The sequence below is a fragment of the Acidovorax sp. AC410 genome, from assembly GCF_979253235.1.
Genome location: NZ_CEEDCG010000001.1, coordinates 937,212 through 960,762, shown reverse-complemented (window position 1 = coordinate 960,762; position 23,551 = coordinate 937,212). Strand labels below are relative to the sequence as shown.

Below are 23,551 nucleotides of genomic sequence, written 5' to 3'. Positions count from 1 at the left end.
TCTTGTCGATTTGCGAAAAAGGGGTCAGACCGGAACCCGGCTGGGCAGGCCGGCGAGGATTTCCTCGGTGTGCTCGCCCACGCGCGGCAGCGGGCGGCGCACGCCGGGGCGGCGCCCGCCCATGCGCAGGGGCAGCAGCACCACGTCGGTGGTGCCGCCGTCGTCGGTCTGCATGGGCACCAAGCCGCCGCTGGCCTTGAGGTGCGGGTCGTCCATCAACTGGTCGGGCCGCACGATGGGCGCGTAGGGAATGCCGGCCGCTTCCAGCCGAGGGGCCAGCTCTTGCACGCGGTGGTGCTGCAGGATGGCGCCGAGCTTTTGCAGCAGGGCCGGGCGCACGCCCACGCGCAGGGTGTTGGTGGCCAGCGCCGGGTCGGCGGCGAGCTCGGGCGCCTCGATCACGCGGCACAGCGTGAGGAACTGCTTGTCGCTCACCGCGCCGATGAACAACTGCTCCCCATCGGCCAGCGTGAACACGTCGTACACGCTCCAGGCCGACACGCGCGAGGGCATGGGCGGCGGCGCCTCGCCGGTCATGGCGAACTGCTGCATGTGCTGGGACGACAGGAACACGCAGTTCTCGAACAGCGCGCTCTGGATCTCCTGGCCACGGCCGGTGAACTCACGATCGCGCAGCGCGGCCAGCACGCCGATGGCGCCGAACATGCCGCCCATGATGTCGTTGACCGAGGTGCCCGCGCGCAGCGGCCGGCCCACGGGCCCGGTCATGTACGACAGACCGCCCATCATCTGCACCACCTCGTCCAGCGCCAGCCGATTTTCGTAGGGGCCGGGCATGAAGCCCTTGTGCGTCACGTAGATCAGGCGCGGAAAGCGCTGCGACAGCGTCTCGTAGTCCAGCCCGAAGCCGGCCATCAGCCCGGGGCGGAAGTTCTCCAGCACCACGTCGCACTCGCCCGCCAGTTCGGCTGCAGTCGCACGGCCGTCTTCGGTGCCGATGTCGATCACCACGCTCTTCTTGTTGCGGTTGAACGAGCGAAAGAAACCAATCCCCAGACCCGGCAGCTCGCGCGTCTTGTCGCCACCGGGCGGCTCGACCTTGATGACCTCGGCCCCCAGGTCGGCCAGCACCATGCCGCAGGTGGGGCCCATGACCATGTGGGTGAATTCGAGGACGCGGATGCCCGTGAGGGGCAGGCGCGGTTCTGGGGTGGGGCTCATGGCGGGTTCCTTGGGGCGGTGCAATTCAGGCGGCAACGGCCGCCTGGTGAGGAAAGGTCTTGGGCAGGCCTGCGCGCCACAGGGTTCCGTGCAGCGTCTCGCCTGCCAGCCACCCGGCCACCTGGGTGCGCAGCGCCAACAGCGCGGCAATATCGATGCCGGTGGCAATGCCCATGCTGCCGAGCAGGTAGGCCAGGTCTTCGCTCGCCACATTGCCGCTGGCGCCGGGCGCGTGCGGGCAGCCGCCGATGCCGGCCAGGCAGGCGTCGAAGCGGGCCACGCCTACCTCCAGCGCCGCAGCCACGTTGGCCAGGCCCAGGCCGCGCGTGTCGTGGAAGTGCCCGCACCAGAATCGGTCGCCCGCCAGGCGCACGGCGTCTTCGAACAGGTCGCGCACCATGGCCGGGTCGGCGTAGCCCACGGTGTCGGCCAGGCTCACGCGGTCGGCACCGGCGTCCAGCAGGGCCTGCATGAGGCGCAGCACCTCGCTCTTGGCGACATGGCCCTGCAGCGTGCAGCCGAAGGCCGTGCCCACGCCGCCTTCGATCAGGGTGCGGCCGCCGGCGGCGTCGCGTGCAGCGCGGATGCGCGCCACCTCGGCCACCACCTCGTCGGGCGTCTTGCGCAGGTTGGCCAGGCTGTGCGCGTGGCTGGCCGACAGCGGCACGATCATCAGGTCGGCACCGCCCGCGATGGCGCTTTCGGCACCGCGCAGGTTGGGCACCAGCACCGAGGCGAACAGCCCCGGCAGGGTCTTGGCGAAGGCCAGCAGCTCGGCCGTGTCGGCCAGTTGCGGCAGCAGCCGGGCTGGCACGAAGGAGCCCACCTCGATCTCGCGCTGGCCGGCTGCGTGGGCAGCGCGTATCCATGCGCGCTTGTGCTCGGTGGTCAGGATGGTGGCAATGCTCTGCAGGCCATCGCGCAGACCGACTTCGCGGATGACGGCAGTGCGCGGCAGGCGCTCGCTCGTGGGGGGCATGGGGTGTCTCCAAATGGGGCGCACTGCAATGTGGGCTCTCGGATGGGACTGTAGGCATTCCCGATGCATTGATAAAGCGGTATTCTGGAAGCGATAACGTTCCCGTTGGGAACGGCAGGAGCACCCATCCCCATGCGCGACCTGGACCTGACCACCCTGCGGCTGTTCGTGGCCGTCTGCGAGGCGCGCAACATCGCCCGCGCTGCCCAGTTGCACCACATCGTGCCCTCGGCCATCAGCAAGCGCCTGGCGTTGCTCGAGCAGGCCGTGGGCAACACCCTGATCGAACGGCGCCGCCGCGGCGTGGTGCCCACGGGGGCCGGCGAGATCCTGCTGGAGCATGCCCGGGCCATGCTGGCAGCGGCCGACCGCGTGGGGCGCGACATGGCGGCCTACGGCAACGGCATCACGGGGCAGGTGCGTATCCTGGCCACGGTGTCGTCGATCGCGGAGTTCCTGCCCGACGACATTGCCTCGTTCCTGCAGGTGCCCGCGCACCGCGACATCCGCATCGACATCGAGGAAGCGGTCAGCAGCGAACTGGTGCGCGGCCTGCGCGAAGGCGTGGTGCCCGTGGGCGTGTGCTGGGATGCGGCGGACCTGGCCGGCCTGCAGACGCGCAGCTACCGGCGTGACCACCTGGCCATCATCACCCCGCTGTCGCATCCGCTGGCCCGGCGCAGGCGCTGCGCGTTCGAGGACACGCTGGGCTTCGACCAGGTGGGCCTGCCCGCATCGACGGCGGTGCATACCATGCTGGCGCGGGCTGCGGCCATCATCGGGCGGCCCATCAACTACCGGGCGGTGGTCAGCACTTTCGATGCCTCGATGCGCTGCGTGCGCGCCGGCCTGGGCATCGCCGTGGTGCCGCGCGAGGTGGCCGAACCGGTGGCCGCCAGCCTGGGCATCCGCGTGCTGCCGCTCACGGACGACTGGGCGCAGCGGCGCTTTGCCATCTGCTTCAACGATGAAAAGCGGCTCTCACCGGCCGCGCGCATGCTGGTGGAGCATTTGCACCAGCTGGCTGTGGCTGCAGGCGGCAAGGCTTCATGAGGCCTGGGTAGCCTGCGGGTACAGCCCGCGCACGCGGGCGAACAGGCGCACCAGGCCCAGCAGGGCATCGATGTTCGGCGAGGGCTCGGCCACCCGGTGGCCGATCTCCTGCACCGCTGCCACGATGGCGTCGATCTCCAGCGCACGGCCGGCCTCCACGTCCTGCAGCATCGAGGTCTTGAAGGCGCCGAGCTTGCGCGTGAGGGCATGGCGCTCCTCGGGGCTCTGCGCGATCGGGCAGCCGATGCGTGCGCCGATGCGGCCGGCCTCCTGCATGGCCGCCGTGCAGAAGCCGCGCACCAGCTCGTCGTCGAGCAGGCGGTTTACGGTGGCACCGGTGATGGCCGAGACCGGGTTCATGGTCATGTTGCCCCACAGCTTGTACCAGATGTCGTAGCGCACGTCGGCCGAGTGCGTGGCCTCGAAGCCCGCATGCGCGAGCAGGTCGGCCAGGCGCTGCACGCGCTCGCTGCGCCCGCCGCCGGGCTCGCCGAGGACCATGCCGCGCCCCATGCGGTGCTGCACCAGCCCGGGTTCGGGCGTGGAGGTGGCGGCATGCACCACGCAGCCCACCACGTGGTGCAAAGGGATGGCGCTGGCGATGCGGCCGCCCGGGTCCACGCTGGCCAGCGGCTCATCGCCCCAGCCCGGCAGGCCCTGGCAGAACCACCAGGGCACGCCGTTCATGGCGGGCAGCACCAGCGTCTCGGGCCCCAGCAGCGGCGCGATGCCCTGCGCCACGCCTGCCAGCGCCGGGCCCTTGACGGCAATGACCACCAGGTCCTGCACGCCCAGGTCCGCCGGCCGGTCCGTGGCGTGCGCTGGTGCCTGCACCAGCCCGTCCGCGGTCTGCAGGCGCCAGCCGTGGTCCTTGAGCGCGGCCAGCGTGGCGCCGCGCGCCACGGCACTCACCTGGGCACCGCCGGCCGCTGCCAGCCGGGTGCCGATGAATCCGCCGATGGCGCCCGCGCCGATGATGCAGACCTTCATGGATGTTGCCTCTGGTAGTGGATGAGGCGCGCGAGTTTGCCCGGCTTCGCGGCGCCACACAATCAACCATTTCTGGGGGATTGATTAGCACAGCTGAATAGTGCTCAGGCCCTCGCCATGCGCTCCAGCATCAGGTCCAGGTTCTGCACCGCCGCGCCCGAGGCCCCTTTGCCCAGGTTGTCGAACACGGCGGCGAGCAGCACCTGGCCGTGCTGCTGGTTGGCGAACACGGACAGGCGCAACTGGTTGCTGTTGTTCAGCGCCTCGGGGTCCAGGTGTTCGGTGGACGCGGCCTCGGCCAGCCCCGTCACCTCGACATGGCGCTGGCCTGCATAGTGCTGCGCCAGGGCTTGGTGGATCTTCTCGGCGGTAGTGGCTGCGGGCAAGCTGCGCAGCTGCAGGGGAATGGTCAGCACGATGCCCTGGCGAAAGGCGCCATAGGCCGGCAGGAAGAAGGGGCGCGCCGACAGGCCCGCATAGCGCTCGATCTCCGGGGTGTGCTTGTGCGCCAGGCGCAGACCATAGACCTGGAAGGCGGGCGCCTTGGCGCCCGGTGCCTCGTGCTCCTGCACGCGCGCTCGCCCGCCGCCGGAGTAGCCCGACACGGCGTGGATCGACAGGGGATGGTCCGCCGGCACCAGGCCGGCCTGCACCAGCGGGCGCAGCAGCGCGATGGCGCCCGTGGGGTAGCAACCGGGGTTGGTCACGCGCCGGGCATCGGCAATGCGCTCGGCCTGGCCGGCGTCCATCTCGGGAAAGCCGTAGACCCAGCCAGCATCGGTGCGGTGGGCAGAGCTTGCGTCGATCACGCGCACGGCCGGGTTGGTGACCGAGGCGGCCGCCTCGCGCGCCGGGCCGTCGGGCAGGCACAGCACGGCGATGTCGCTGGCGTTGATGGCCTCGGCGCGCCGCGCGGGGTCTTTGCGGTCCTGCTCGGGCAGGGTCAGCAGGCGCAGGTCGGTGCGGCCGTGCAGGCGTTCATGGATCTGCAGGCCGGTCGTGCCCTGGTCACCATCGATGAAGACGAGGGGTGCGTTGCTGTTCATGCGGGATGCTCCTGGTGCGTGCCAAATGGGGGATGCGCAATCTTCCGCCGCTGCATAAAATTTGAAAAGTTGAATTTCACAACCATCAACATCAGGATTTCTGAACGACATGCGTGAACTGAACCTCGACCGATTGCGCACCCTCGTCACCATCGCCGACCTGGGATCGTTTGCCGAAGCCGCGCGCGTGCTGCACCTGGCGGCCCCCACGGTGAGCCTGCACATGGCCGACCTGGAGGCGCAGGTGGGCGCGCCGCTGCTGTTGCGCAAGCGCGGCGAAGTGCGCGCCACCGGCGTAGGTGAGGCCCTGGTCGAGCGCGCTCGGCGCCTGCTGGCCGATGCCGATGAAACCTTGGCCATGGTGCAGCGCCAGGTGCAGGGCCTGGCGGGTCGCGTGCGACTGGGGGCGTCCACCGGTGCCATCGCCCACCTGCTGCCGCAGGCGCTGGAGGTGCTGGGCCAGCAGCACCCGGACATCGATGTGCAGGTGGCGGTGCTGACCTCGCAGGACACCATGGCCCGGCTGGCCGGCGGCACGCTGGACGTGGGCCTGGTGGCGTTGCCCCAGTCGATCACCGTGCAGGGGGTGCAGGTGGAGCCCTGGCGGCGCGACCCGGTCATGGCCTTCGTACCCGCGAAGTGGCCGGCGCCCACGCGCGCCACGCCGCACTGGCTGGCGGGCCAGCCGCTGATCCTCAACGACGAGGGCACCAGCCTGTCGCGCCTGACCGGTGAATGGTTCGCGCTGGCGGGCGAGCAGCCCACGGCGCGCATAGAGCTCAATTACAACGATGCCATCAAGAGCCTGGTGGCCGCTGGCTACGGCGCCACGCTGCTGCCGCACGAGGCCGCAGTCGGCACGCCGCCCGATCCGCGCATCCGCATGCTGGCCCTGCGCCCGGCGCTGTGGCGGCCCCTGGGCCTGGCCCACCGGGCAGGCCCGATGGAGAAAGCCACGCAGCATGTGCTGGACGTGCTGAGGCTGCAGCGCCAGGTGTGATCGAAAGGGATGGGGACGCTCAAGAAAAAAGCCCAGGCAATGCATTGGCGCATCGCCTGGGCTTTTGATCAGAAACCTGGAGCCACTGCTTCGGGAGCACCCGTTGCAGGCCTCTTTGTTTCTCTGCGTCCGTGCTGCCGGGGCTGCACGGGCGCAGGGAAGGGGCCGATCAGGCCGTTGCGTCCTTGAGCTTCTTGAGCGCGCGGGTCTTGATCTTCACGGCAGCGGGCTTGGCCGGGAACCAACGCTCGGCACCGGTGAAGGGGTCCTTGCCGAAGCGCTTCTTCTTCGCCGCCACTTGCTGCAGGCCGATCTTGAGCACGCCAGGCAGCGTGAATTCGCCAGAGCCCTTCTTGTGTACGGAGCCCAGGATGGCGGCTTCGAGCGCTGCCAGCACGGCCTTGGTGGCCTTGGGTTCCACGCCCGACTGCTCGGCCAGGTGGGCCACCAGGGTCGTCTTGTTGAAGGCGGTCTTGATGGGCTTGAGCGCTGCAGGCGTTGCCGCTGCGGCGGGTGCAGCCTTCTTCGCTGCGGGGGCTGCGGCCTTCTTGGCAGCAGGCGCTGCCTTCTTGGCGACAGGTGCCGCGGCCTTCTTGGCCACGGGTGCTGCAGCCTTCTTCGCTGCGGGGGCTGCCTTTGCGACAGCGGTGGTTTTCTTTGCAGTTGCCATGATGATGATTCTTTGTTTTCGAGAGTTGCAATGGGCCCCCTCGGATGAGCAAGGAGGTGCGCGATTTTAGAAGCACTGCGCGCACGAATGCTATAGGACAAGACCGCAGAACCTCAGCGGCCTTTGCATGGCGTGATTTTTACAACGCTTGCGCAGCCGTTTTGCGCGCCCTCACGCCACCAGGAACTCCGAGGGCGGGCGTCCCAGGCGCTTCCTGAACATGGTGGAAAAGGCACCGGGGCTTTCATAACCGAGGTCCAGCGCGATGGCGGTCACGGCGTCGCCGCGCGACAGGCGCGACAGCGCTGCCAGCAGGCAGGCCTGCTGGCGCCACGCGCCGAACGACATGCCGGTCTGCAGGCGAAAGAAGCGGGTGAAGTTGCGCTCGCTCTTGTGCAACTGCCGCGCCCAGTCGGCGGGCGGTGCATGCACATGCGGCTGGTGCAGAAAGCCCGCACACAGCGCGGCCAGCGCCGCATCGTGCGGCATGGGCGCGAAGAAAGGCAGGGTCGGCGCGCGCTGCAGTTCATGCAGGATCAACTGCGCCAGGGCGCCGTCGCGCCCGCGCTCTTCGTACTTGGCCGGCAGCCCGGCCGAGTCCAGCAGCAGCTGGCGCAGCAGCGGCGAGACCTGCAGCACCTCGCATTGCAGCGCATGCCGCGGTGCGGCGCGCGGCTCGATGTAGAGGCTGCAGGTGCTCACGCCCACCATGCGCACGCGGTGCGGCTTGCCGGCCGGTATCCACACACCGCTGCTGGTCGGCACGACCCAGGCGCCATCGTCTGTGCCGACTTCCATGATCCCCGTGGCGCCGTAGAGGAACTGCGCGCGCCGGTGGCTGTGCGTGTCGAGCAGGGTGCCTGCGGGGTAGTCGGTGGCGATGGCCAGGACCGGGCGGTCCACGGCGTCGACGGTGTGCAGGGGCGTATTGCGCATGCTCCGGGGTGCTTTGGCTGAAATGCAAACATTATTGACCTGGCGGCGAAAGCCGGCCAAGGCCCGCGCCCCTAAGCTGGTCTCCTGTCTTGCAGCAATGGGATGTGCGCATGGAGTTCTACCTTGTCCTGGCCGTGTTCGGCACATTGGCTGGCGTCACCACCGTGCTCTTCGGCTTCGGTGGCGGCTTCGTTGTTGTGCCCGTGCTGTACCGCACGCTGGTGCATCTGCACGGGGCGGATAGCGCCGTCGGCCAGTCGGCCATGCAGGTTGCGGTGGCCACCTCCACCTGCGTGATGATCGTCGGCGCAGGCTTGGCGACATGGCGCCACCACCGCGCGGGCAATGTGGACTGGGCGCAGGTGCGGCCGCTGCTGGCCTGCATCGCCGTTGGCGCGGTGGCGGGGGCGGCTGCTGCCAGCGTGCTGCGCAGCGACTGGGTGCGCTGGGCCTTCGTCGTCTACCTGGTGCTCACCATCCTCGACGGGCTGCTGCGCCCGGGCTTCATCCGGCCGCGCGTGGCGCAGGCGGCGCATGCGGCCAGGCCGCGGCCCTCGGGTTCGCTCACGGCCCTGCTCGGGCTGGCCATCGGTGCGGTGGCTGCGTTCCTGGGCGTGGGCGGCAGCGTGATGACGGTGCCGCTCATGCGCCGGCGCGGCGCCCCCATGGTGCAGGCCACGGCCGCGGCCAACCCGCTGTCGCTGCCGGTGGCGCTGGCCGGCACCGCGACCTACGTGCTGCTGGCCTGGGACCAGCCCGTGCCGCTGGGCGCCTGGCATGCCGGCTTCGTGGACCTGCGGGCCTTTGCCGTGCTGGTCGTGGGCTCCTGGATCGGCATCCGCCTGGGCGGGCGCTTCGTGGGCCGCCTGCCCGACGGGCTGCACGCCAAGGTCTACCTGGCGCTGCTCGCGCTGGTGCTGCTGGCCATGCTCATGCGCTGACGACCACGTCCGCACGCGGCGGTGTCGCGTGCAGGGCGTGTACGTCGTCCTCGCGCTGGGCCAGCACCGCGCCCTGGTTGATGTAACCCTTGTCGGTGATCTCGCCTGCGTCTGCATCGGGCGGCGTGCGCAGCACCAGCGCCCGTGTGGGGCATTGCGAAGAGCCTGCACCCGCATCGCGCCGGGCCTGCATCACGGTGCGCAGGGCCTGCTCGAGCCGCTGGGCGTCGCCCGCGCCGGCGGCCGACGGGAAGACCAGCATGCCGACCTCGTCGCGGTCGTGCCCGGTGAGCACGATGTCCTGCACCAGCGGCGCCAGCTGCGAGACCAGTTCCACGCGCAGCGTGCCCACCGAGACCCAGCTGCCGGTGGACAGCTTGAAGTCCTCGGCCACCCGGCCGTTGAAGACCACGCCGCGCTCAGGCCGCTCGGCGTCGACCAGAGTGCCTGCATCGCCGATGCGGTAGAAGCCTTCCTCGTCGAACGCTGCCGCCGTCTCGCGTGGCGCATGGCGGTAGCCCGGGAACACCGACACGCCCTTGACCCGCATCTCCAGCTTGCCGCCATTGGGCACCAGCTTGAGCGTGAGCCCGGGCAGCGGTGCGCCGATGCAGCCCGCGCCCTGCATGCGCCAATGGGCCGTGGTGATCGCCGGGGCCGTCTCGGTCGCGCCCCAGGAGGTGGTGAGCCACAGCGGCTGCGTGGGCCGGGCGCGCGCGGCCACGGCTTCGAGCCGCTGCCAGGTGGAGGGTGCGAGCGCCGCCGCCGCGTAGAAGGCCAGGCGCAGGCGCGAGAACACCTCGGCGGCCAGGGCCGGGTCGGCCTCCAGCGCGGGCAGCAGCATGTCGAAGCCGCGCGGCACGTTGAACAGCAGCGTGGGCCGCACCTCGCGCAGGTTGCGCACGGTCTTCTCGATCAGGCCGGGTGCGGGCCGGCCCTCGTCGATGTAGAGCGCGCCGCCGTGGCACAGCACCATGTTCAGGTTGTGGTTGCCGCCGAAGGTGTGGCTCCAGGGCAGCCAGTCCACCAGCACCGGCTTCTCGTGGTCGAGAAATCGCCAGGTCTGCGCAATCATCTGCTGGTTGGCGCAAAGCATGCGGTGCGTGTTGATCACCACCTTGGGCCGGCCGGTGGAGCCCGAGGTCAGCAGGTACTTGGCATGGCCGTCGGGCGTGATGGCCTCGAAGGCCTGTACCACCGCGGGCGTTTCCCGGCCCGCGAGCAGTTGCGCAAATCCGAGGGCGCCCGGGACCTCCTGGGCGTTGCGGCTGAAGACCTGAACGGCGCTGCCGCCATGGCCCGAAAGGGCCGGTGCATAGGCGCGGGCATCCGAGGCATAGACCAGGCAGGGGTCGAGCGCCGCCAGCATGCTGTACAGGCGCCCGGGGTCGCGCGAGCGTGCATAGGCGCTCGACAGCGAGCAGGGCGTGCGGCCGACGTGCATGGCGGCCAGCATCAGCACCGCATGGTCCACCGCGTTGTCCGAGAGGATGGCGATGGGCCGGCCCGCGGGCAGGTCCATGTCGAGCAGCGACTGGGCCACCGCGCCCACGGCCTGGCGCAGCTGGGCATAGGTCAGGCGGCGCCAGCCCTCGCCGCTGTCGTCGCGCTCGGCCAGGGCCAGCGCATCGGGTCTCTCGCGCGCCCACCGCTCCAGCCACTCGCCCACGCAGCGCGCGTAGGGGCCCAGCGGCTCGGGCGAGTGCAGGGTGAATGCGCCATCGGCGAGGGGCGTGAGCACGGTGCCGGGTGGCGCCAGCTCGGCAGGGTCGTCGACGAAATCGGGGTGCATCGTGTTGTCTCTGGTGTCGTTCTTGTGTTCAGTCCAGGTGGCCGGATGACTGCTTGGCCCGGATCAGGTCCAGCAGCAGGGCGTCGCGCGTGCGCGCCAGGTCCTCCGTGCTGCGCTCGCCCAGTTCCTCGACCACGCCCTGCACCACCTGCTGCTTCAAGGCCTCGGTCATCGCGGGGGTGCCCAGGTCCTGCCACCAGCTCTCGATGGGTCCGCCCAGGTGGGCCAACACATGGGCCACGCCGCCGGCGCCGCCCGACAGGTGCAGGTTCATGAACGGGCCCATCAGCGCCCAGCGCAGGCCGGGGCCGTGGGCAATGGCGGTGTCGATGTCGGCCACCGTGGCCACGCCTTCGTTCACCAGGTGGAAGGCCTCGCGCCACAGCGCGGCCTGCAGCCGGTTGGCGATGTGGCCCTTGATCTCGCGGCGCACGTGGATGGGGCGCTTGCCGATGGCGGTGTAGAACGCCATCGCGCGCTCGATGGCCTCGGGCGCGGTCTTTTCCCCACCGCCCACCTCCACCAGCGGGATCATGTGCGGCGGGTTGAACGGGTGGCCCAGCACCACGCGCCCGGGCCGCGCGCAGGATTGCTGCATGTCCGTGACCGACAGGCCCGATGAACTCGACGCCAGGATGGCGTGCGCCGGTGCGGCGGCATCGATCTGGCGGAACAGCTCGGCCTTGAAGTCGATGCGTTCGGGCCCGCTCTCCTGCACGAAGTCGGCTGCGGCCACTGCATCCTCCAACCGGGCGTGGAAGGCCAGGCGGTCCAGGCGGGCGCCCGGCGCCAGCCCCTGGCGCTCCAGCGTGGGCCAGTGCGCGGCCACGGCCTCGCGCAGGCGCTCTTCGGCACCGGGCGAGGGGTCGGTGGCGTCCACGTCCAGCCCGCGCGCCAGGAAGTAGGCGGCCCAGCTGGCGCCGATGACGCCGGTGGCCACCACGGCGACGCGCTTCACGGTCGAATCCATGCGGGAGGCTCCTTTCAGGATTCGGCGGTGAAGCCGATTTTCTTGACCAGAGGACCCCAGCGCTCGAACTCGGCCTGCTGGGAGGCCGCCATTTCTGCTGCGGTGGAGCCCTGGGCGATGAGCCCGACCACGGCCAGGCTGTCGATGACCGACTTTTCCTTGATGGCCGCGTTGATCGCGGCATTGGCCGCGGCCACCACGGCAGCCGGCGTCTTGGCTGGCGCGTAGAAGCCGAACCATTCCTCGGTGGTCAGTTCGGGGAAGCCCTGTTCGGCAAAGGTCGCGACCTCGGGCGAGAACGGCGAGCGTGCCTTGCCCGAGGTGGCGATCAGGCGCAGCTTGCCGGCCTTGTGGTTGGGGATGAAGTCGCCGCTCGGCGTCACCATCGAGGCGATCTGTCCGCCCACCACGTCGGTCACGCCGGGGATGGAACCCCGGTAGGGCACATGCTTCAAATCCACGCCGTTGTTCAGGCCCAGCAGCGCGCCGATGAAGTGCGGCGTGGAGCCCGCTGCGGGCGAGCCGTAGTTGGCCTGGCCCGGATTGGCCTTGGCCCAGGCCAGGAAGTCCCGCACGTTCTTTACCGACGCCGGCACCAGCGGCCCCACGGCCAGGCCGTGGTGCATGATGGCCGCGATGGACACCGGCACGAAGTCCTTCACCGGGTCGTAGCTCAGCTTGCTGTAGATGTGCGGGTAGATCGAGGTGCATGAGAACGGCGAGAGCGCGAGCACGCTGCCATCGGCCGGCGCGCCGCGCAGCGACTCCAGCGCGATGCGGCCACCCGCGCCGGGCTTGTTTTCCACCACCGCCGCGTTGCGCGTGTAGGCCGAGCCCGCGAGCTTTTCGCCCACGCGGCGCGCCACGCTGTCGCCCGAACTGCCGGCCGGAAAGCCATAGAAGATCTTGACCTGCTCCAGCGTCTGCGCCAGCGCTGCCAGCGGTGACAGGGCGCCCAGCGCCGCTGCGGCGCCCACGTGGCCCAGGAACTGGCGGCGGGTGTTCGTCATCGTCATCGTCATCTTGTGCATCTGTGTCTCCTCGATGGGGTGGGAAAGTCGGCGTATGGTGGAGCGGGAATCGCTGCGGTCAAGCTGGGGCAAACTCGGGGCGCGGGCCGCCCACGCGCGGCAGGCCCATCAGCGCGCGGGCTTCTGCCGGTGTGGCGGGCTCCATGTCCAGCTCGCGGATGATGCGCACGATGCGTTCCGTGAGCTGCACGTTGGTGGCCAGCTCGCCGTGGCGAAAGTACAGGTTGTCCTCCAGCCCCACGCGCGCATGCCCGCCCAACAGCAGGGCGGCGACGTTGGCTTCGAGCTGCGAGGGGCCGATGCCGCTAACGCAGAAAAGGCTGTTCCTGGGCAAGGTGTCTACCATCATCTGCAGAAAGCGCGGCGAGTAAGGCATGGCGTTCTGGAAAGCGCGGTGTACGTTCATCACCAGGTTGATGAAGTGCGGGCCCTCATCGTCGTGGCCCTCCTCGATCAGCGTCGTGGTGTCCTGAAGGATGTGCGTGGGGCTGAACACCTCCCACTCGGGCTTGATGCCGCGCGCCTTCATGCCGGCGGCCAGCTCACGGCCCCGGCTCAGTGGCGTGTCCATCAGGATCTCGCGGCCGTCGAAGCTCAGGTTCAGCGTGGTCGCGTCCAACGTACACATCTCGGCCCCGGCATCCATGCCCTTGACGCGTTCCTCCCAGGCGATCTCCCAGCGGCCGCCGGGCAGGGGCTTGACCATGTCGCCGTGTACGCCGCCACCCGTGGAGTTGTTGAGCACAATGCTGCAGCCCTTGGCGCGGATGCGGCTGTTGATGTCGCGGTAGACGTCGGGGTTGCAGGTGGCGCCGTCGTCGGGCCGGCGTGCATGGATGGCCACCACGCTGGCGCCGGCGTTCCAGCAGCGCTCCACGTCGTCGGCGATCTCGGCCGGCTGCGTGGGCAGGTGGGGGTTCTGCGACTTGTGGGCCATGCCGCCCGTGGGGGCGATGGTGACTATGACTTTGCGCTTGCTCATCGGGGTCCTGGTGGAGAATTGCGGGGTGCTCCGCATTGTTTTTCTGGGCACCTTTCCACTCAGTCATCGCGATGACATTTGAGGGCAGGGTATACGCGGGGCCAGTGTTTTTTCCGGGAGAAACCCACTTTGTCACCCCCTGCGACACGGCCTTCCACCACCAGCCTGCTGGCTGCGTCGGCCTGGTTCCCGCTGCTCGATGCACCCGCGCAGCAGCGCGTGCTCGACGACGTGCGCGAGGTGGAAGTGACCGCGGGCGGTGCGCTGTGCCGCCGCGGCGATGTGCCCCTGCACTGGTACGGTGCCATCGAGGGTCTGCTCAAGTGGTCCGTCACCTCGCCCGATGGCCGCGCCGTGACCCTGGGCGGCCTGTCGGCCGGCAGCTGGTTTGGCGAGGGCACGCTGCTGCGCGCCCTGCCGCGCACAGCCGACATCATCGCCCTGCGGCCCAGCCGCGTGGCGGTGTTGCCGGTGGAGACCTTTGCGTGGCTGCACGCCACAGAGCGCAGCTTCGACCACTTTCTGCTGCGCCAGATCAACGAGCGCATGCACTGGTTCCTGGGCACCTTCACGGCCCACCACCTGCTCGACACCGACAGCCAGGTGGCGCGCGCGCTGGCCGGCCTGTTTCACCCGTTTCTCTACCCCGGCATGGACCGGCACCTGCAGATATCGCAGGAGGAGATCGCCAACCTCACGGGCGTCTCGCGCCAGCGCTGCAATGCGGCCTTGAAGCGGCTGCAGGAGTCGGGCATTTTGCAGATCGAGTACGGCGGCATCACCGTGCTCGACCTGCCGGGGCTCAGGCGCTACGTGGAGTGAGCAGAAAGTCCGTGGCCGCGGCGATCACGGCCTCGGGCTGGTCGCGGTGCGGCGAATGGCCGCAGGTGGGCAGCTCCAGCAGCGTTGTGCCCGGCACCCGGCGCGCGATCCCGCGGATCTGTTCCAGCGTGCCGTATTCGTCGTCCACGCCCTGGATGGCGAGCACCGGCGCGCGGATGGCACCGATCTCGGCCTCGATGTTCCACTGCCGAAAGGGCGGGTGCAGCCAGATGCGGTTCCAGCCCCAGAAGGCCGAGTCCGCGTCGTCGTGGTAGCGCCCCAGCTTTGCGGGCAGGTCGGTGTTCCGATAGGCCTCGCGTGCCAGCTCGATGTTCGTGATGGTCACGTCTTCCACGAAGATGTGCGGTGCCATCAGCACCAGGCCGCGCACGGCTTCGGGAAAGCGTGCCGCGTAGAGCAGCGCGATCGATCCGCCATCGCTGTGGCCCAGCAGCCAGGGCGCCTCGGTTATTCCCAGCGCGTCGAAGAACGCCGGCAGCACCTCGTGCGCCTGGCGGTGCATGAAGTCCACGTCCCAGGTTTCGTCGGTTTCGCGCGCCGTGGAGCGGCCATAGGCCGGGCGCGAGAACACCAGGCCGCGAACACCGGCGGCGGCGCACAGGCGCTCGGGGAAATCCTTCCACATCGCCACGGAGCCCAGGCCCTCGTGCAGGAAGACGAGCAGCGGGGCATCGCTGCGCTCGGGCGCGATCCACTGGTGCTCGATTTGCACCGTGCGACCACGCCAGGTGATGGTGGCGAATTGCGTGGTGGCCGCCTGCGTCACGCGCGCGCCTCCTTCTCGCGCAGGCGAAAGCGCTGGATCTTGCCGGTGGCGGTCTTGGGCAGCTCGTCGATGAACTCGATGTAGCGCGGGTACTTGTAGGCCGCCAGCCGTTCCTTGACGAAAGCCTGCAGGGACTGCGCGTCCACCTGCTGGCCCTGCTTGAGCACCACGTAGGCCTTGGTCTTGGTCAGGCCCTCGCCGTCCTGCACGCCGATCACGGCCGATTCGAGCACGGCGGGGTGCTGCATCAGCGTGGCCTCCACCTCGAAGGGCGAGACATAGATGCCGCTGACCTTGAGCATGTCGTCGCTGCGGCCGGCATAGGTGTAGTAGCCGTCGGTGTCGCGCGTGTACTTGTCGCCGCTCTTGGTCCAGCCGCCCTGGAAGGTCTCGCGCGACTTCTCGCGGTTGGCCCAGTACATCAGCGCCGCGCTCGGGCCGCGGATGTACAGGTCGCCCACCTCGCCGTCGGGCACGGGCCGGCCGTCCTCGCCGCGCAGCTCCACCTCGTAGCCCTCCACCGGTTTGCCGGTGGTGCCATAGCGCACATCGCCCGGGCGGTTGGAGATGAAGATGTGCAGCATCTCGGTGGAGCCGATGCCGTCGATGATCTCGCAGCCGAAATGCGCCTTGAAGCGCTGGGCGATCTCGCCGGGCAGCGCCTCGCCGGCCGAGGAGCACATGCGCAGCGCCACCGCCTCGCGCGCCGGCAGCGCGGGCGAGGCCAGCATGCCGGCAAAACCCGTGGGTGCGCCGAAGAACACCGTGGGTCGGTGCTGCGTCCAGCGGCGGAAAGTGGCATCGGGCGTGGGCCGCTCGGCCATCAGCACCACGGTGGCACCCACCGAGAGCGGGAAGGTCAGCGCATTGCCCAGGCCGTAGGCGAAGTACATCTTGGCGGCCGAGAAGCAGACGTCGTCCTCGGTCAGGCCGAGCACCGGCTTGCCATAGAGCTCGGCCGTCCACCACAGGTTGGCATGGGTGTGCACCGTGCCCTTGGGCTTGCCGGTGGAGCCCGAGGAATAGAGCCAGAAGCCCGGGTCGTCCGCTGCGGTGTTCACCGGGGCTGCGAGCGGCTGGGCCTGCGCCAGGGTGTCCTCGAAGTCCCGGGCACCTTCTGGCAGCGGCCCGGTGGGCTGGGAGACGAGCAGCGTGCTCACCTCGTGCGGCGCGCGTCCCATGGCGTCCTGCAGCACCGCCAGCAGCGCGCCCGAGACGATGGCCGCCTGCGCGCGGCTGTGGTCCAGCATGTAGGCGTAGTCGTCCGCCGTGAGCAGCGTGTTCACCGCCACCGGCACCACGCCGGCAACCAGGCAGCCCAGGAAGGCCACGGGCCAGTCGCTGCTGTCGTGCATGAGCAGCAGCACGCGCTCTTCACGGCGCACGCCAGCGCTGGCGAGGGCCGATGCCAGGCGCCGGGCGCGGTCTTCGAGCGCGCCGTAGCCGAGGCTGCCGCGGTCATCGATGTAGGCCGTGCGCTGCGCGCGGTCCCGGTTCAGTTCGAACAGGTGCTGGGCAAAATTGAATCGTGGGGGCAGGCTCATGGTGTTGTCTCCTTGGGGCCTCTCGGGTCGGGTGCGCGTTGCGTGTCGCGCCTTGTGGGGATGTCAGAGTCCCAGTGCCGCCAGCACGCCGGGGCTGGCCTGCACGGCAGTGCGCTGGTGGTAGAAATCGAGCGCGCGCAAGCCGCCCAGTTCGGCACCGCCACCCGCACGGCCCGGGCCGCCGTGCTGCGACATGGGCATCACATTGCCGTGGCCGCTGTGCGCCTGCGCCACGTCGGGCGTGACCATGTGCACGCGGCCATGGCTGGCGGCCACGGCCAGGGCGGTGCGCGCCAGTGCGGTCTCGTCACTGCCATAGAGCGAGGTGACCAGCGAACCCTGGCCCCGGTGCGCCAGCGCGATGGCATGCGCGCTGTCGCGGTAGGGCAGCAGCGTGGCCACGGGGCCGAAGACCTCCACCTCGTGCACCGCCTGCGCCGCATCGGCATCGCGCGCGCCCAGCAGCACCGGGCCGATGCAGGCGGCCACCGCCGGGTCGGCATCCACCAGCGGTCGGTCGCGCCCGTCGTGCAGCACCTGGGCCTGTGCCTGCAGCGCGGCCAGGCCTTCGCGCACGGCCGCCAACTGTGCTCGGCTCACGAGCGAGCCCATGCGCACGCCCTCGTTGCGCGGGTTGCCCACGCTGATGCCAGCCAGTTTGGCGCCAATGGCCTCGGCTGCAGCGTCGTACACCTCGGCCGGCACCAGGATGCGGCGGATGGCCGTGCACTTCTGGCCCGACTTCACCGTCATCTCGCGCACCACCTCGCGCACCAGCAGGTTGAAGGCCTCGCTGCCCGGGGCCTCGCCCGGCAGCAGCACGGCGCTGTTGAGGCTGTCGGCCTCGATGTTGGCGCGCACCGAGCGCTGGGCCACGGCCGGGTGCGAGCGGATCACGCCCGCCGTTTCGGCCGAGCCGGTGAACGACACCACGTCGAAGGGCTGCAGCTGGTCCATGAGCCCGGCCGAGCTGCCGGCGATGACCGACAGCGCGCCCGCGGGCAGCACGCCCGCGTCCACGACATCCTTGACCATGCGCTGGGTGAGCCAGGCCGTGGCCGTGGCGGGCTTGACGATGACCGGAACGCCCGAGAGCAGGGCCGGCGCGGCTTTTTCCCACAGCCCCCAGGACGGGAAGTTGAAGGCGTTGATGAACAGCGCCACGCCCTGTGTGGGCACCGACAGGTGCTGCGACTGGAAGGCCGGGTCCTTGCCCAGCCGGGTCGCATCGCCGTCGCGCAGGGCGCGGGCATCGCCCAGGGCGTCGCCCCATTTGGCGTACTGGCCCAGGGTGAAGATTGCGCCGTCGATGTCCACGCCCGAATCGTTCTTCACCGTTCCCGCATTGGCGGTGGCGATCTCGTAGTACGCCTCGCGGTGGGCGAGCAGCACCTTGACGATGGCGGCCAGCAGCGCGGCGCGCTCACGGTAGGTCAGTGCGCGCAGGGCCGCTCCGCCTTGCTGGCGGGCAAAGGTGAATGCCTCGGCCAGGTCGAGCCCGGTGGCGTCCACCCGCACCAGTTCGTTGCCCAGCACCGGGTCGAACAGCGGCACGCCGTTGCCGGTACCTGCCTGCCAGCGGCCGGCAGCGTAGTTGGAGAGAAGTTCGGTCATGGGTATATGGAAGAGGATGGGCGAGCGGATTTCAGGTGCGCGTGAACTGGATCTGGCCTTCGGGCAGCAGGTAGAGCACCAGGGCGCGGCCGAGGGCCACGGTAGGGCGGTGGGCGGTGCCGGGGCCGTAGACGCACCAGCCTGCGGGCCGGCCATCGAAGGTGGCGCTGCTGCCCTCGGTGGGCATGATCAGGTCGATCTCGCCGTTCGGGTGCGTGTGGTGCGGGCCCGCCAGGTCCTGCATGTCGACCACGTCGACCGAAAAGCGGTGCAGCGCGTCCTCGGCCTTGAACACCCGGCCATACCGGATGCCACCGCCCTCGCGCTCGCACAGCCAGCCCTCGGCCACCCCGGTGAGGCAGGCGTCGCGCAGTTGCGCATAGGTGGGACTGCCGGCACCGTGCGTGGTGTTGAGCCACTGGTCCAGCGCCGCATCGAGCGGGCGGCCTTCGAGCTGCGCGGTCAGGTCGGCCAGCAGGGCATGGAAGGCATCCTTGCTGGAGGGGGCGGTGGCGGGCGTCATCATGGTGGCGGGCTTTCAAGGGAAAGGCGGGCTGGGCAGGGCGTGTGTGCGCCGCTTGCCATGGAAAATGATTGCCTTGCAGGAATGTGTGACGTGCAGTATCTTGCGTGCATCTGGAAGATAAACCCCTGGATGATCTTCGTCAAGCACTATAGTGCATATTTATCGGGCTGCCGGACCGCAGACAATCGGTGGTGTGAACAAGGACGCGCATGAATGAGCAAGACGACGCAGTGCTGGCCACTGCGCCCATCGACGGCAACGGCGCTGCGGCGCCGGGCGGCGAAGCCCGCAACCCGCTGCTGACGGCGCTGGGCGAGCGCGTGCGCAACCTGCGCGCGCAGCGCGGGCTCACGCGCAAGGCCGTGGCTATCGCGGCCGACGTGTCCGAGCGCCACCTGGCCAACCTGGAATACGGCACGGGCAATGCCTCCATCCTGGTGCTGCAGCAGGTGGCGGGCGCGCTGCACTGCTCGCTGGCAGAGCTGGTGGGCGATGTCACGACCAGTTCGCCCGAGTGGCTGCTGATCCGCGAACTGCTCGAAAACCGCAGCGAGGCCGACCTGCGCCGTGTGCGCCTGGCGCTGGGCGAGTTGCTGGGCACGGCCTCGGTCGACCCGGCCCGGCACAGCCGCATCGCCCTGGTGGGCCTGCGCGGCGCGGGCAAGTCCACGCTGGGCCAGATGCTGGCGGACGACCTGGAGCTGCCCTTCGTGGAGCTGAGCCGCGAGATCGAGAAGCTCGCCGGCTGCAGCGTGCGCGAGATCCACGACCTCTATGGCACCAATGCCTACCGCCGCTACGAGCGCCGCGCGCTGGAGGAGACCATCCAGATCTACAGTGAGGTGGTCATCGCCACCCCGGGCGGCATCGTGTCGGACCCGGCCACCTTCAATGAGCTGCTGGCCCACTGCACCACGGTCTGGCTGCAGGCCGCGCCCGAAGAGCACATGGGTCGCGTGGCCGCGCAGGGCGACACCCGCCCCATGGCTGCCAGCAAGGAGGCCATGGACGACCTGCGCCGCATCCTGAGCGGGCGCGCTGCCTTCTATTCGAAGGCCGACCTGTCGGTGGATACCAGTGGCAAGAGCCTGGCCCAGGCCTTTCAGGGCCTGCGGTCCGCCGCCAGGCAGTCGATGAACGCTTCCTGAGCGTCTGACCCCGCCGCTCGCGGGGCGGAGTCGCCACATCTTTCGCAACGAAAAAAAGCATTCCAGGCATTGACGCGTCCGTAAACATGCATCATGATGCATGTCATCGAAATCAAAAGCTGCATTATTTTTCTTGTTCTGAGGTTTGCAGCCGCTACTACCGGCCCCACAGGAGACATCCATGACTGCCACCACCACCAGCGCCCCGGCGCGCGTCGACTACCGTACCGAACCGGGCCAGTACCGCCACTGGTCGCTCAGCGTTGACGGGGCCATCGCCCGCCTGTCGCTCAACATCGCCGAAGACGGCGGCATCCGCCCCGGCTACAAGCTCAAGCTCAACAGCTACGACCTGGGCGTGGACATCGAGCTCAACGATGCGGTCAACCGCGTGCGCTTCGAGCACCCTGAAGTGCGCACCGTGGTTGTCACCAGCGGCAAGGACCGCATCTTCTGCTCGGGCGCCAACATCTTCATGCTGGGTGTCTCCAGCCACGCCTGGAAGGTGAACTTCTGCAAGTTCACCAACGAGACGCGCAATGGCCTGGAAGATTCGTCGAAGCACTCGGGCCTGAAATTCCTGGCCGCCGTCAATGGCGCCTGCGCCGGCGGCGGCTACGAGCTGGCCCTGGCCTGCGACGAGATCCTGCTGGTGGATGACCGCTCGTCGGCCGTCTCGCTGCCCGAGGTGCCGCTCTTGGGCGTGCTGCCCGGCACCGGTGGCCTGACCCGCGTGACCGACAAGCGCCATGTGCGCCACGACCTGGCCGACATCTTCTGCACCAGCGTGGAAGGCGTGCGCGGGCAGCGCGCGGTGGAATGGCGCCTGGTGGACGCGGTGGCCAAGCCCGCCCAGTTCGCCGCGGCCGTGCAGGACCGTGCCGTACAGCTCGCCGCGGGCAGCGACCGCCCGGCCGGTGCCAAGGGCGTGGCCCTGACCCGCCTGCAGCGCGAGGACGGTGCCGACAGCCTGGGCTACTCGCATGTGCAGGTGCAGATCGACCGTACCAAGCGCACCGCCACGCTCACCGTGAAGGCACCCAGCGGCGCGCAGCCTGCCGACATCGCCGCCATCGAGGCGGCCGGTACCGCCTGGTGGCCGCTGGCCCTGGCGCGCGAGCTCGATGACGCCATCCTGAACCTGCGCACCAACGAACTCGACATCGGCACCTGGCTGCTCAAGACTGAGGGCGATGCCAAGGCCGTGCTCGCCTCCGACGCGGTGATGCTGGCCCACCAGGACCACTGGCTGGTGCGCGAGACCATCGGTGCGCTGCGCCGCGCGCTGGCGCGCCTGGATGTGTCCTCGCGCACCCTGTTCGCGGTGGTGCAGGAGGGCTCGTGCTTCGCTGGCACCCTGGCCGAGCTGGCCTTCGCGGCCGACCGCAGCTACATGCTGGCCCTGCCCGACGATGCCGACCGAGCGCCAAGGCTCACGCTCAACGAATTCAACTTCGGCTTCTTCCCCATGGTCAACGACCAGAGCCGCCTGCAGCGCCGCTTCTACGAAGAGGCCGCGCCGCTGGACGCCGCGCGCGCCGCGGCTGGCAAGCCGCTCGACGCCGACGAGGCCCTGGCCCTGGGCCTGGTCACCGCCGCGCCCGACGACATCGACTGGGACGACGAGCTGCGCATGGCCATCGAGGAGCGCGCCGCCATGTCGCCCGACGCCCTCACCGGTCTGGAGGCCAACCTGCGCTTTGCCAGCAAGGAGAACATGGCCACGCGCATCTTCGGCCGGCTCACCGCCTGGCAGAACTGGATCTTCAACCGCCCCAACGCCGTGGGCGACAAGGGTGCGCTCAAGGTCTACGGCACCGGCGAGAAGGCCGGCTTTGATCTCAACCGCGTCTGAACCGCAGTCCGAACCATCCAAGGAGCAACGATGAGCACGATCAACTACAGCGAGAAGATCCCCAACAACGTCAACCTCGGCGAAGACCGCACGCTGCAGCGTGCGCTCGAAGGCTGGCAGCCCAACTTCATCAACTGGTGGGACGACGTGGGCCCCGACGGTTCGACCAACCACGAGGTCTACCTGCGCACCGCCGTGAGCGTGGACCCGCAGGGCTGGGCCCAGTTCGGCCACGTGAAGATGCGCGACTACCGCTGGGGCATCTTTTTGAACCCGGGCGACGCCAACCGCGAGATCCACTTCGGCGACCACAAGGGCGAGAAGGCCTGGCAGGACGTGCCCGGCGAGCACCGCGCCAACCTGCGCCGCATCATCGTCACGCAGGGCGACACCGAGCCCGCGTCGGTCGAGCAGCAGCGCCACCTGGGCCTCACGGCGCCCAGCATGTACGACCTGCGCAACCTGTTCCAGATCAACGTGGAAGAAGGCCGCCACCTGTGGGCCATGGTCTACCTGCTGCACAAGCACTTCGGCCGCGATGGCCGCGAAGAGGCCGAGGCCCTGCTGCAGCGCACCTCGGGCGATGAAAACAACCCGCGCATCCTGGGGGCCTTCAACGAGGCCACACCCGACTGGCTGGCGTTCTTCATGTTCACCTACTTCACGGACCGCGACGGCAAGTTCCAGCTCTCGGCGCTGGCCGAGAGCGCGTTCGACCCGCTGGCGCGCACCACCAAGTTCATGCTGACCGAAGAGGCGCACCACATGTTCGTGGGCGAGAGCGGCGTCTCGCGCGTGCTGGCCCGCACTGCCCAGGTGATGAACGAGCTCAAGACCGACGACCCGCAGAAGGTGCGCGCCGCCGGCGCCATCGATCTCGGTACCGTGCAGCGCTACCTGAACTTCCACTACAGCGTCACCATCGACCTGTTCGGTGCCGACCAGTCCAGCAACGCCGCCATCTTCTACAGCTCGGGCCTCAAGGGCCGCTACGAAGAAGGCAAGCGCACCGACGACCACGTGCTCAAGGGCCAGACCTACAAGGTGCTGGAGGTCAAGGACGGCCAGCTCGTCGAGAAGGACGTGCCCATGCTCAACGCGCTCAACGAAGTTCTGCGCGACGACTTCATCAAGGACTCGGTCGCCGGCGTGGGCCGCTGGAACAAGGTGCTCGAAAAGGCTGGCATCCCCACCCGCCTGGTGGTGCCGCACAAGGCCTTCAATCGCCAGATCGGTGCGCTCGCGGGCATCAAGATGTCGCCCGAAGGCCGCGTGGTCAACGAGATGGAGTGGGCCGCCAAGAAGGACGAGTGGCTGCCCAGCCCCGAGGACTTCGCCTTCGTGGCCTCGTTGATGGGCCGCGTGGTCGAGCCCGGCCAATTCGCCGGCTGGATCGCGCCGCCGGTGATGGGCATCAACCGCCAGCCGGTCGATTTCGAGTACGTGCGTTTCGGCTGATGGACAACGAAGCGCCCTCGGCGTATGAACGAGGGCAGGGATGAGGGCAGGCCCCACGAAGACCACCCGCCCCATCCCGACCCCCTGGTCGGGGGTGATTAAGAGCGGATAACAAAACTCAGCGAAGCGGTTCTGGCTAGGCGCTGCGCCGCAGGCAGTACGTTAGTACGACAAGGCGCAGCAACGACGCTAGAAGAGTTTTGTTAGCCGCTCTAAGGAGAACCA

General features: G+C 69.2%; 21 protein-coding genes. 7 read left to right on the top strand and 14 right to left on the bottom strand.

Annotated elements, in window-relative coordinates; genetic code table 11:
- Window positions 1-24: 24 nt before the first annotated feature.
- Both AC0IZS_RS04370 and AC0IZS_RS04365 read right to left on the bottom strand, forming a co-directional pair.
- Complete coding sequence (locus AC0IZS_RS04370; protein ID WP_471634524.1) at window positions 25-1,182, bottom strand: CaiB/BaiF CoA transferase family protein; 1,158 nt, start codon at window positions 1,180-1,182, stop codon at window positions 25-27.
- A 25-nt stretch (window positions 1,183-1,207) separates the two neighbouring features.
- Complete coding sequence (locus AC0IZS_RS04365) at window positions 1,208-2,161, bottom strand: hydroxymethylglutaryl-CoA lyase (protein ID WP_471634523.1); 954 nt, start codon at window positions 2,159-2,161, stop codon at window positions 1,208-1,210.
- Between the two features lie 132 nt (window positions 2,162-2,293).
- Between AC0IZS_RS04365 and AC0IZS_RS04360 the strand changes: the two genes are divergently transcribed.
- Window positions 2,294-3,214, top strand: a complete 921-nt coding sequence (locus AC0IZS_RS04360; protein ID WP_471634522.1) for a LysR family transcriptional regulator — start codon at window positions 2,294-2,296, stop codon at window positions 3,212-3,214.
- Here the strand turns inward: AC0IZS_RS04360 and AC0IZS_RS04355 are convergent.
- Window positions 3,209-4,204 (bottom strand): 2-dehydropantoate 2-reductase, encoded by a 996-nt coding sequence (locus tag AC0IZS_RS04355; RefSeq protein ID WP_471634521.1) that lies wholly within the window; start codon window positions 4,202-4,204, stop codon window positions 3,209-3,211. The genes AC0IZS_RS04360 and AC0IZS_RS04355 overlap by 6 nt on opposite strands.
- 104 nt (window positions 4,205-4,308) lie before the next feature.
- On the bottom strand, window positions 4,309-5,250 hold the full coding sequence (argC, locus tag AC0IZS_RS04350; protein WP_471634520.1) for an N-acetyl-gamma-glutamyl-phosphate reductase: 942 nt from the start codon (window positions 5,248-5,250) through the stop codon (window positions 4,309-4,311).
- 109 nt (window positions 5,251-5,359) lie between these two features.
- On the opposite strand from argC, the gene AC0IZS_RS04345 reads away from it, so the two are divergent.
- Window positions 5,360-6,250: a LysR family transcriptional regulator gene (locus AC0IZS_RS04345; protein WP_471634519.1), complete on the top strand. Its 891-nt coding sequence runs from the start codon at window positions 5,360-5,362 to the stop codon at window positions 6,248-6,250.
- A gap of 169 nt (window positions 6,251-6,419) precedes the next feature.
- Here the strand turns inward: AC0IZS_RS04345 and AC0IZS_RS04340 are convergent, their stop codons facing one another.
- Both AC0IZS_RS04340 and AC0IZS_RS04335 read right to left on the bottom strand, forming a co-directional pair.
- Window positions 6,420-6,920 carry an HU family DNA-binding protein gene (locus AC0IZS_RS04340; protein ID WP_471634518.1) on the bottom strand — a complete coding sequence of 167 codons (501 nt, stop codon included), beginning with the start codon at window positions 6,918-6,920 and terminating at the stop codon, window positions 6,420-6,422.
- A 171-nt stretch (window positions 6,921-7,091) separates the two neighbouring features.
- Complete coding sequence (locus tag AC0IZS_RS04335) at window positions 7,092-7,856, bottom strand: AraC family transcriptional regulator (RefSeq protein ID WP_471634517.1); 765 nt, start codon at window positions 7,854-7,856, stop codon at window positions 7,092-7,094.
- Window positions 7,857-7,966: 110 nt separating this feature from the next.
- On the opposite strand from AC0IZS_RS04335, the gene AC0IZS_RS04330 reads away from it, so the two are divergent.
- Window positions 7,967-8,797, top strand: a complete 831-nt coding sequence (locus AC0IZS_RS04330) for a sulfite exporter TauE/SafE family protein (protein ID WP_471634516.1) — start codon at window positions 7,967-7,969, stop codon at window positions 8,795-8,797.
- Here the strand turns inward: AC0IZS_RS04330 and AC0IZS_RS04325 are convergent.
- The 4 genes from AC0IZS_RS04325 to AC0IZS_RS04310 form a co-directional block, all read right to left on the bottom strand.
- Complete coding sequence (locus AC0IZS_RS04325) at window positions 8,787-10,589, bottom strand: feruloyl-CoA synthase (RefSeq protein WP_471634515.1); 1,803 nt, start codon at window positions 10,587-10,589, stop codon at window positions 8,787-8,789. The two genes, AC0IZS_RS04330 and AC0IZS_RS04325, sit on opposite strands and share 11 nt — an antisense overlap.
- 28 nt (window positions 10,590-10,617) lie before the next feature.
- Window positions 10,618-11,559 carry a 3-hydroxyacyl-CoA dehydrogenase NAD-binding domain-containing protein gene (locus AC0IZS_RS04320; RefSeq protein WP_471634514.1) on the bottom strand — a complete coding sequence of 314 codons (942 nt, stop codon included), beginning with the start codon at window positions 11,557-11,559 and terminating at the stop codon, window positions 10,618-10,620.
- Window positions 11,560-11,573: 14 nt separating this feature from the next.
- Window positions 11,574-12,569 carry a Bug family tripartite tricarboxylate transporter substrate binding protein gene (locus AC0IZS_RS04315; RefSeq protein WP_471639462.1) on the bottom strand — a complete coding sequence of 332 codons (996 nt, stop codon included), beginning with the start codon at window positions 12,567-12,569 and terminating at the stop codon, window positions 11,574-11,576.
- Window positions 12,570-12,648: 79 nt separating this feature from the next.
- The gene (locus AC0IZS_RS04310; protein WP_471634513.1) at window positions 12,649-13,572 is read right to left on the bottom strand and encodes a beta-keto acid cleavage family enzyme; all 924 of its coding nucleotides are present in this window, start codon (window positions 13,570-13,572) and stop codon (window positions 12,649-12,651) included.
- A gap of 129 nt (window positions 13,573-13,701) precedes the next feature.
- Between AC0IZS_RS04310 and AC0IZS_RS04305 the strand changes: the two genes are divergently transcribed.
- A complete protein-coding gene (locus tag AC0IZS_RS04305) occupies window positions 13,702-14,394 on the top strand; it encodes a Crp/Fnr family transcriptional regulator (protein WP_471634512.1) in 693 nt (230 codons plus the stop codon).
- Here AC0IZS_RS04305 and AC0IZS_RS04300 read toward each other — a convergent pair.
- From AC0IZS_RS04300 to AC0IZS_RS04285, 4 genes are all read right to left on the bottom strand, one after another.
- Window positions 14,375-15,181 (bottom strand): alpha/beta fold hydrolase, encoded by an 807-nt coding sequence (locus AC0IZS_RS04300; protein WP_471634511.1) that lies wholly within the window; start codon window positions 15,179-15,181, stop codon window positions 14,375-14,377. The genes AC0IZS_RS04305 and AC0IZS_RS04300 overlap by 20 nt on opposite strands.
- Complete coding sequence (locus tag AC0IZS_RS04295) at window positions 15,178-16,725, bottom strand: benzoate-CoA ligase family protein (RefSeq protein ID WP_471634510.1); 1,548 nt, start codon at window positions 16,723-16,725, stop codon at window positions 15,178-15,180. Before AC0IZS_RS04295 ends, AC0IZS_RS04300 begins: the two co-directional genes overlap by 4 nt.
- A gap of 63 nt (window positions 16,726-16,788) precedes the next feature.
- Window positions 16,789-18,339, bottom strand: coding sequence for a 3,4-dehydroadipyl-CoA semialdehyde dehydrogenase (locus AC0IZS_RS04290; protein ID WP_471634509.1), 1,551 nt, complete (start codon window positions 18,337-18,339; stop codon window positions 16,789-16,791).
- Between the two features lie 31 nt (window positions 18,340-18,370).
- The gene (locus AC0IZS_RS04285; RefSeq protein ID WP_471634508.1) at window positions 18,371-18,865 is read right to left on the bottom strand and encodes a 4-hydroxylaminobenzoate lyase; all 495 of its coding nucleotides are present in this window, start codon (window positions 18,863-18,865) and stop codon (window positions 18,371-18,373) included.
- A 209-nt stretch (window positions 18,866-19,074) separates the two neighbouring features.
- On the opposite strand from AC0IZS_RS04285, the gene AC0IZS_RS04280 reads away from it, so the two are divergent.
- The 3 genes from AC0IZS_RS04280 (at window position 19,075) to boxB (ending at window position 23,326) form a co-directional block, all read left to right on the top strand.
- The gene (locus tag AC0IZS_RS04280; RefSeq protein WP_471634507.1) at window positions 19,075-20,013 is read left to right on the top strand and encodes a helix-turn-helix transcriptional regulator; all 939 of its coding nucleotides are present in this window, start codon (window positions 19,075-19,077) and stop codon (window positions 20,011-20,013) included.
- 181 nt (window positions 20,014-20,194) lie between these two features.
- Window positions 20,195-21,868, top strand: a complete 1,674-nt coding sequence (gene boxC / locus AC0IZS_RS04275; RefSeq protein ID WP_471634506.1) for a 2,3-epoxybenzoyl-CoA dihydrolase — start codon at window positions 20,195-20,197, stop codon at window positions 21,866-21,868.
- 30 nt (window positions 21,869-21,898) lie between these two features.
- Window positions 21,899-23,326 (top strand): benzoyl-CoA 2,3-epoxidase subunit BoxB, encoded by a 1,428-nt coding sequence (boxB, locus tag AC0IZS_RS04270; protein ID WP_471634505.1) that lies wholly within the window; start codon window positions 21,899-21,901, stop codon window positions 23,324-23,326.
- Window positions 23,327-23,551 lie beyond the last annotated feature (225 nt).

Coding starts and splice junctions, on each gene's coding strand:
- AC0IZS_RS04370 (WP_471634524.1), bottom strand. CDS start 1,182: ATGAGCCCCACCCCAGAACCGCGCCTGCCCCTCACGGGCATCCGCGTC.
- AC0IZS_RS04365 (WP_471634523.1), bottom strand. CDS start 2,161: ATGCCCCCCACGAGCGAGCGCCTGCCGCGCACTGCCGTCATCCGCGAA.
- AC0IZS_RS04360 (WP_471634522.1), top strand. CDS start 2,294: ATGCGCGACCTGGACCTGACCACCCTGCGGCTGTTCGTGGCCGTCTGC.
- AC0IZS_RS04355 (WP_471634521.1), bottom strand. CDS start 4,204: ATGAAGGTCTGCATCATCGGCGCGGGCGCCATCGGCGGATTCATCGGC.
- argC (WP_471634520.1), bottom strand. CDS start 5,250: ATGAACAGCAACGCACCCCTCGTCTTCATCGATGGTGACCAGGGCACG.
- AC0IZS_RS04345 (WP_471634519.1), top strand. CDS start 5,360: ATGCGTGAACTGAACCTCGACCGATTGCGCACCCTCGTCACCATCGCC.
- AC0IZS_RS04340 (WP_471634518.1), bottom strand. CDS start 6,920: ATGGCAACTGCAAAGAAAACCACCGCTGTCGCAAAGGCAGCCCCCGCA.
- AC0IZS_RS04335 (WP_471634517.1), bottom strand. CDS start 7,856: ATGCGCAATACGCCCCTGCACACCGTCGACGCCGTGGACCGCCCGGTC.
- AC0IZS_RS04330 (WP_471634516.1), top strand. CDS start 7,967: ATGGAGTTCTACCTTGTCCTGGCCGTGTTCGGCACATTGGCTGGCGTC.
- AC0IZS_RS04325 (WP_471634515.1), bottom strand. CDS start 10,589: ATGCACCCCGATTTCGTCGACGACCCTGCCGAGCTGGCGCCACCCGGC.
- AC0IZS_RS04320 (WP_471634514.1), bottom strand. CDS start 11,559: ATGGATTCGACCGTGAAGCGCGTCGCCGTGGTGGCCACCGGCGTCATC.
- AC0IZS_RS04315 (WP_471639462.1), bottom strand. CDS start 12,569: ATGACGAACACCCGCCGCCAGTTCCTGGGCCACGTGGGCGCCGCAGCG.
- AC0IZS_RS04310 (WP_471634513.1), bottom strand. CDS start 13,572: ATGAGCAAGCGCAAAGTCATAGTCACCATCGCCCCCACGGGCGGCATG.
- AC0IZS_RS04295 (WP_471634510.1), bottom strand. CDS start 16,725: ATGAGCCTGCCCCCACGATTCAATTTTGCCCAGCACCTGTTCGAACTG.
- AC0IZS_RS04290 (WP_471634509.1), bottom strand. CDS start 18,339: ATGACCGAACTTCTCTCCAACTACGCTGCCGGCCGCTGGCAGGCAGGT.
- AC0IZS_RS04285 (WP_471634508.1), bottom strand. CDS start 18,865: ATGATGACGCCCGCCACCGCCCCCTCCAGCAAGGATGCCTTCCATGCC.
- AC0IZS_RS04280 (WP_471634507.1), top strand. CDS start 19,075: ATGAATGAGCAAGACGACGCAGTGCTGGCCACTGCGCCCATCGACGGC.
- boxC (WP_471634506.1), top strand. CDS start 20,195: ATGACTGCCACCACCACCAGCGCCCCGGCGCGCGTCGACTACCGTACC.
- boxB (WP_471634505.1), top strand. CDS start 21,899: ATGAGCACGATCAACTACAGCGAGAAGATCCCCAACAACGTCAACCTC.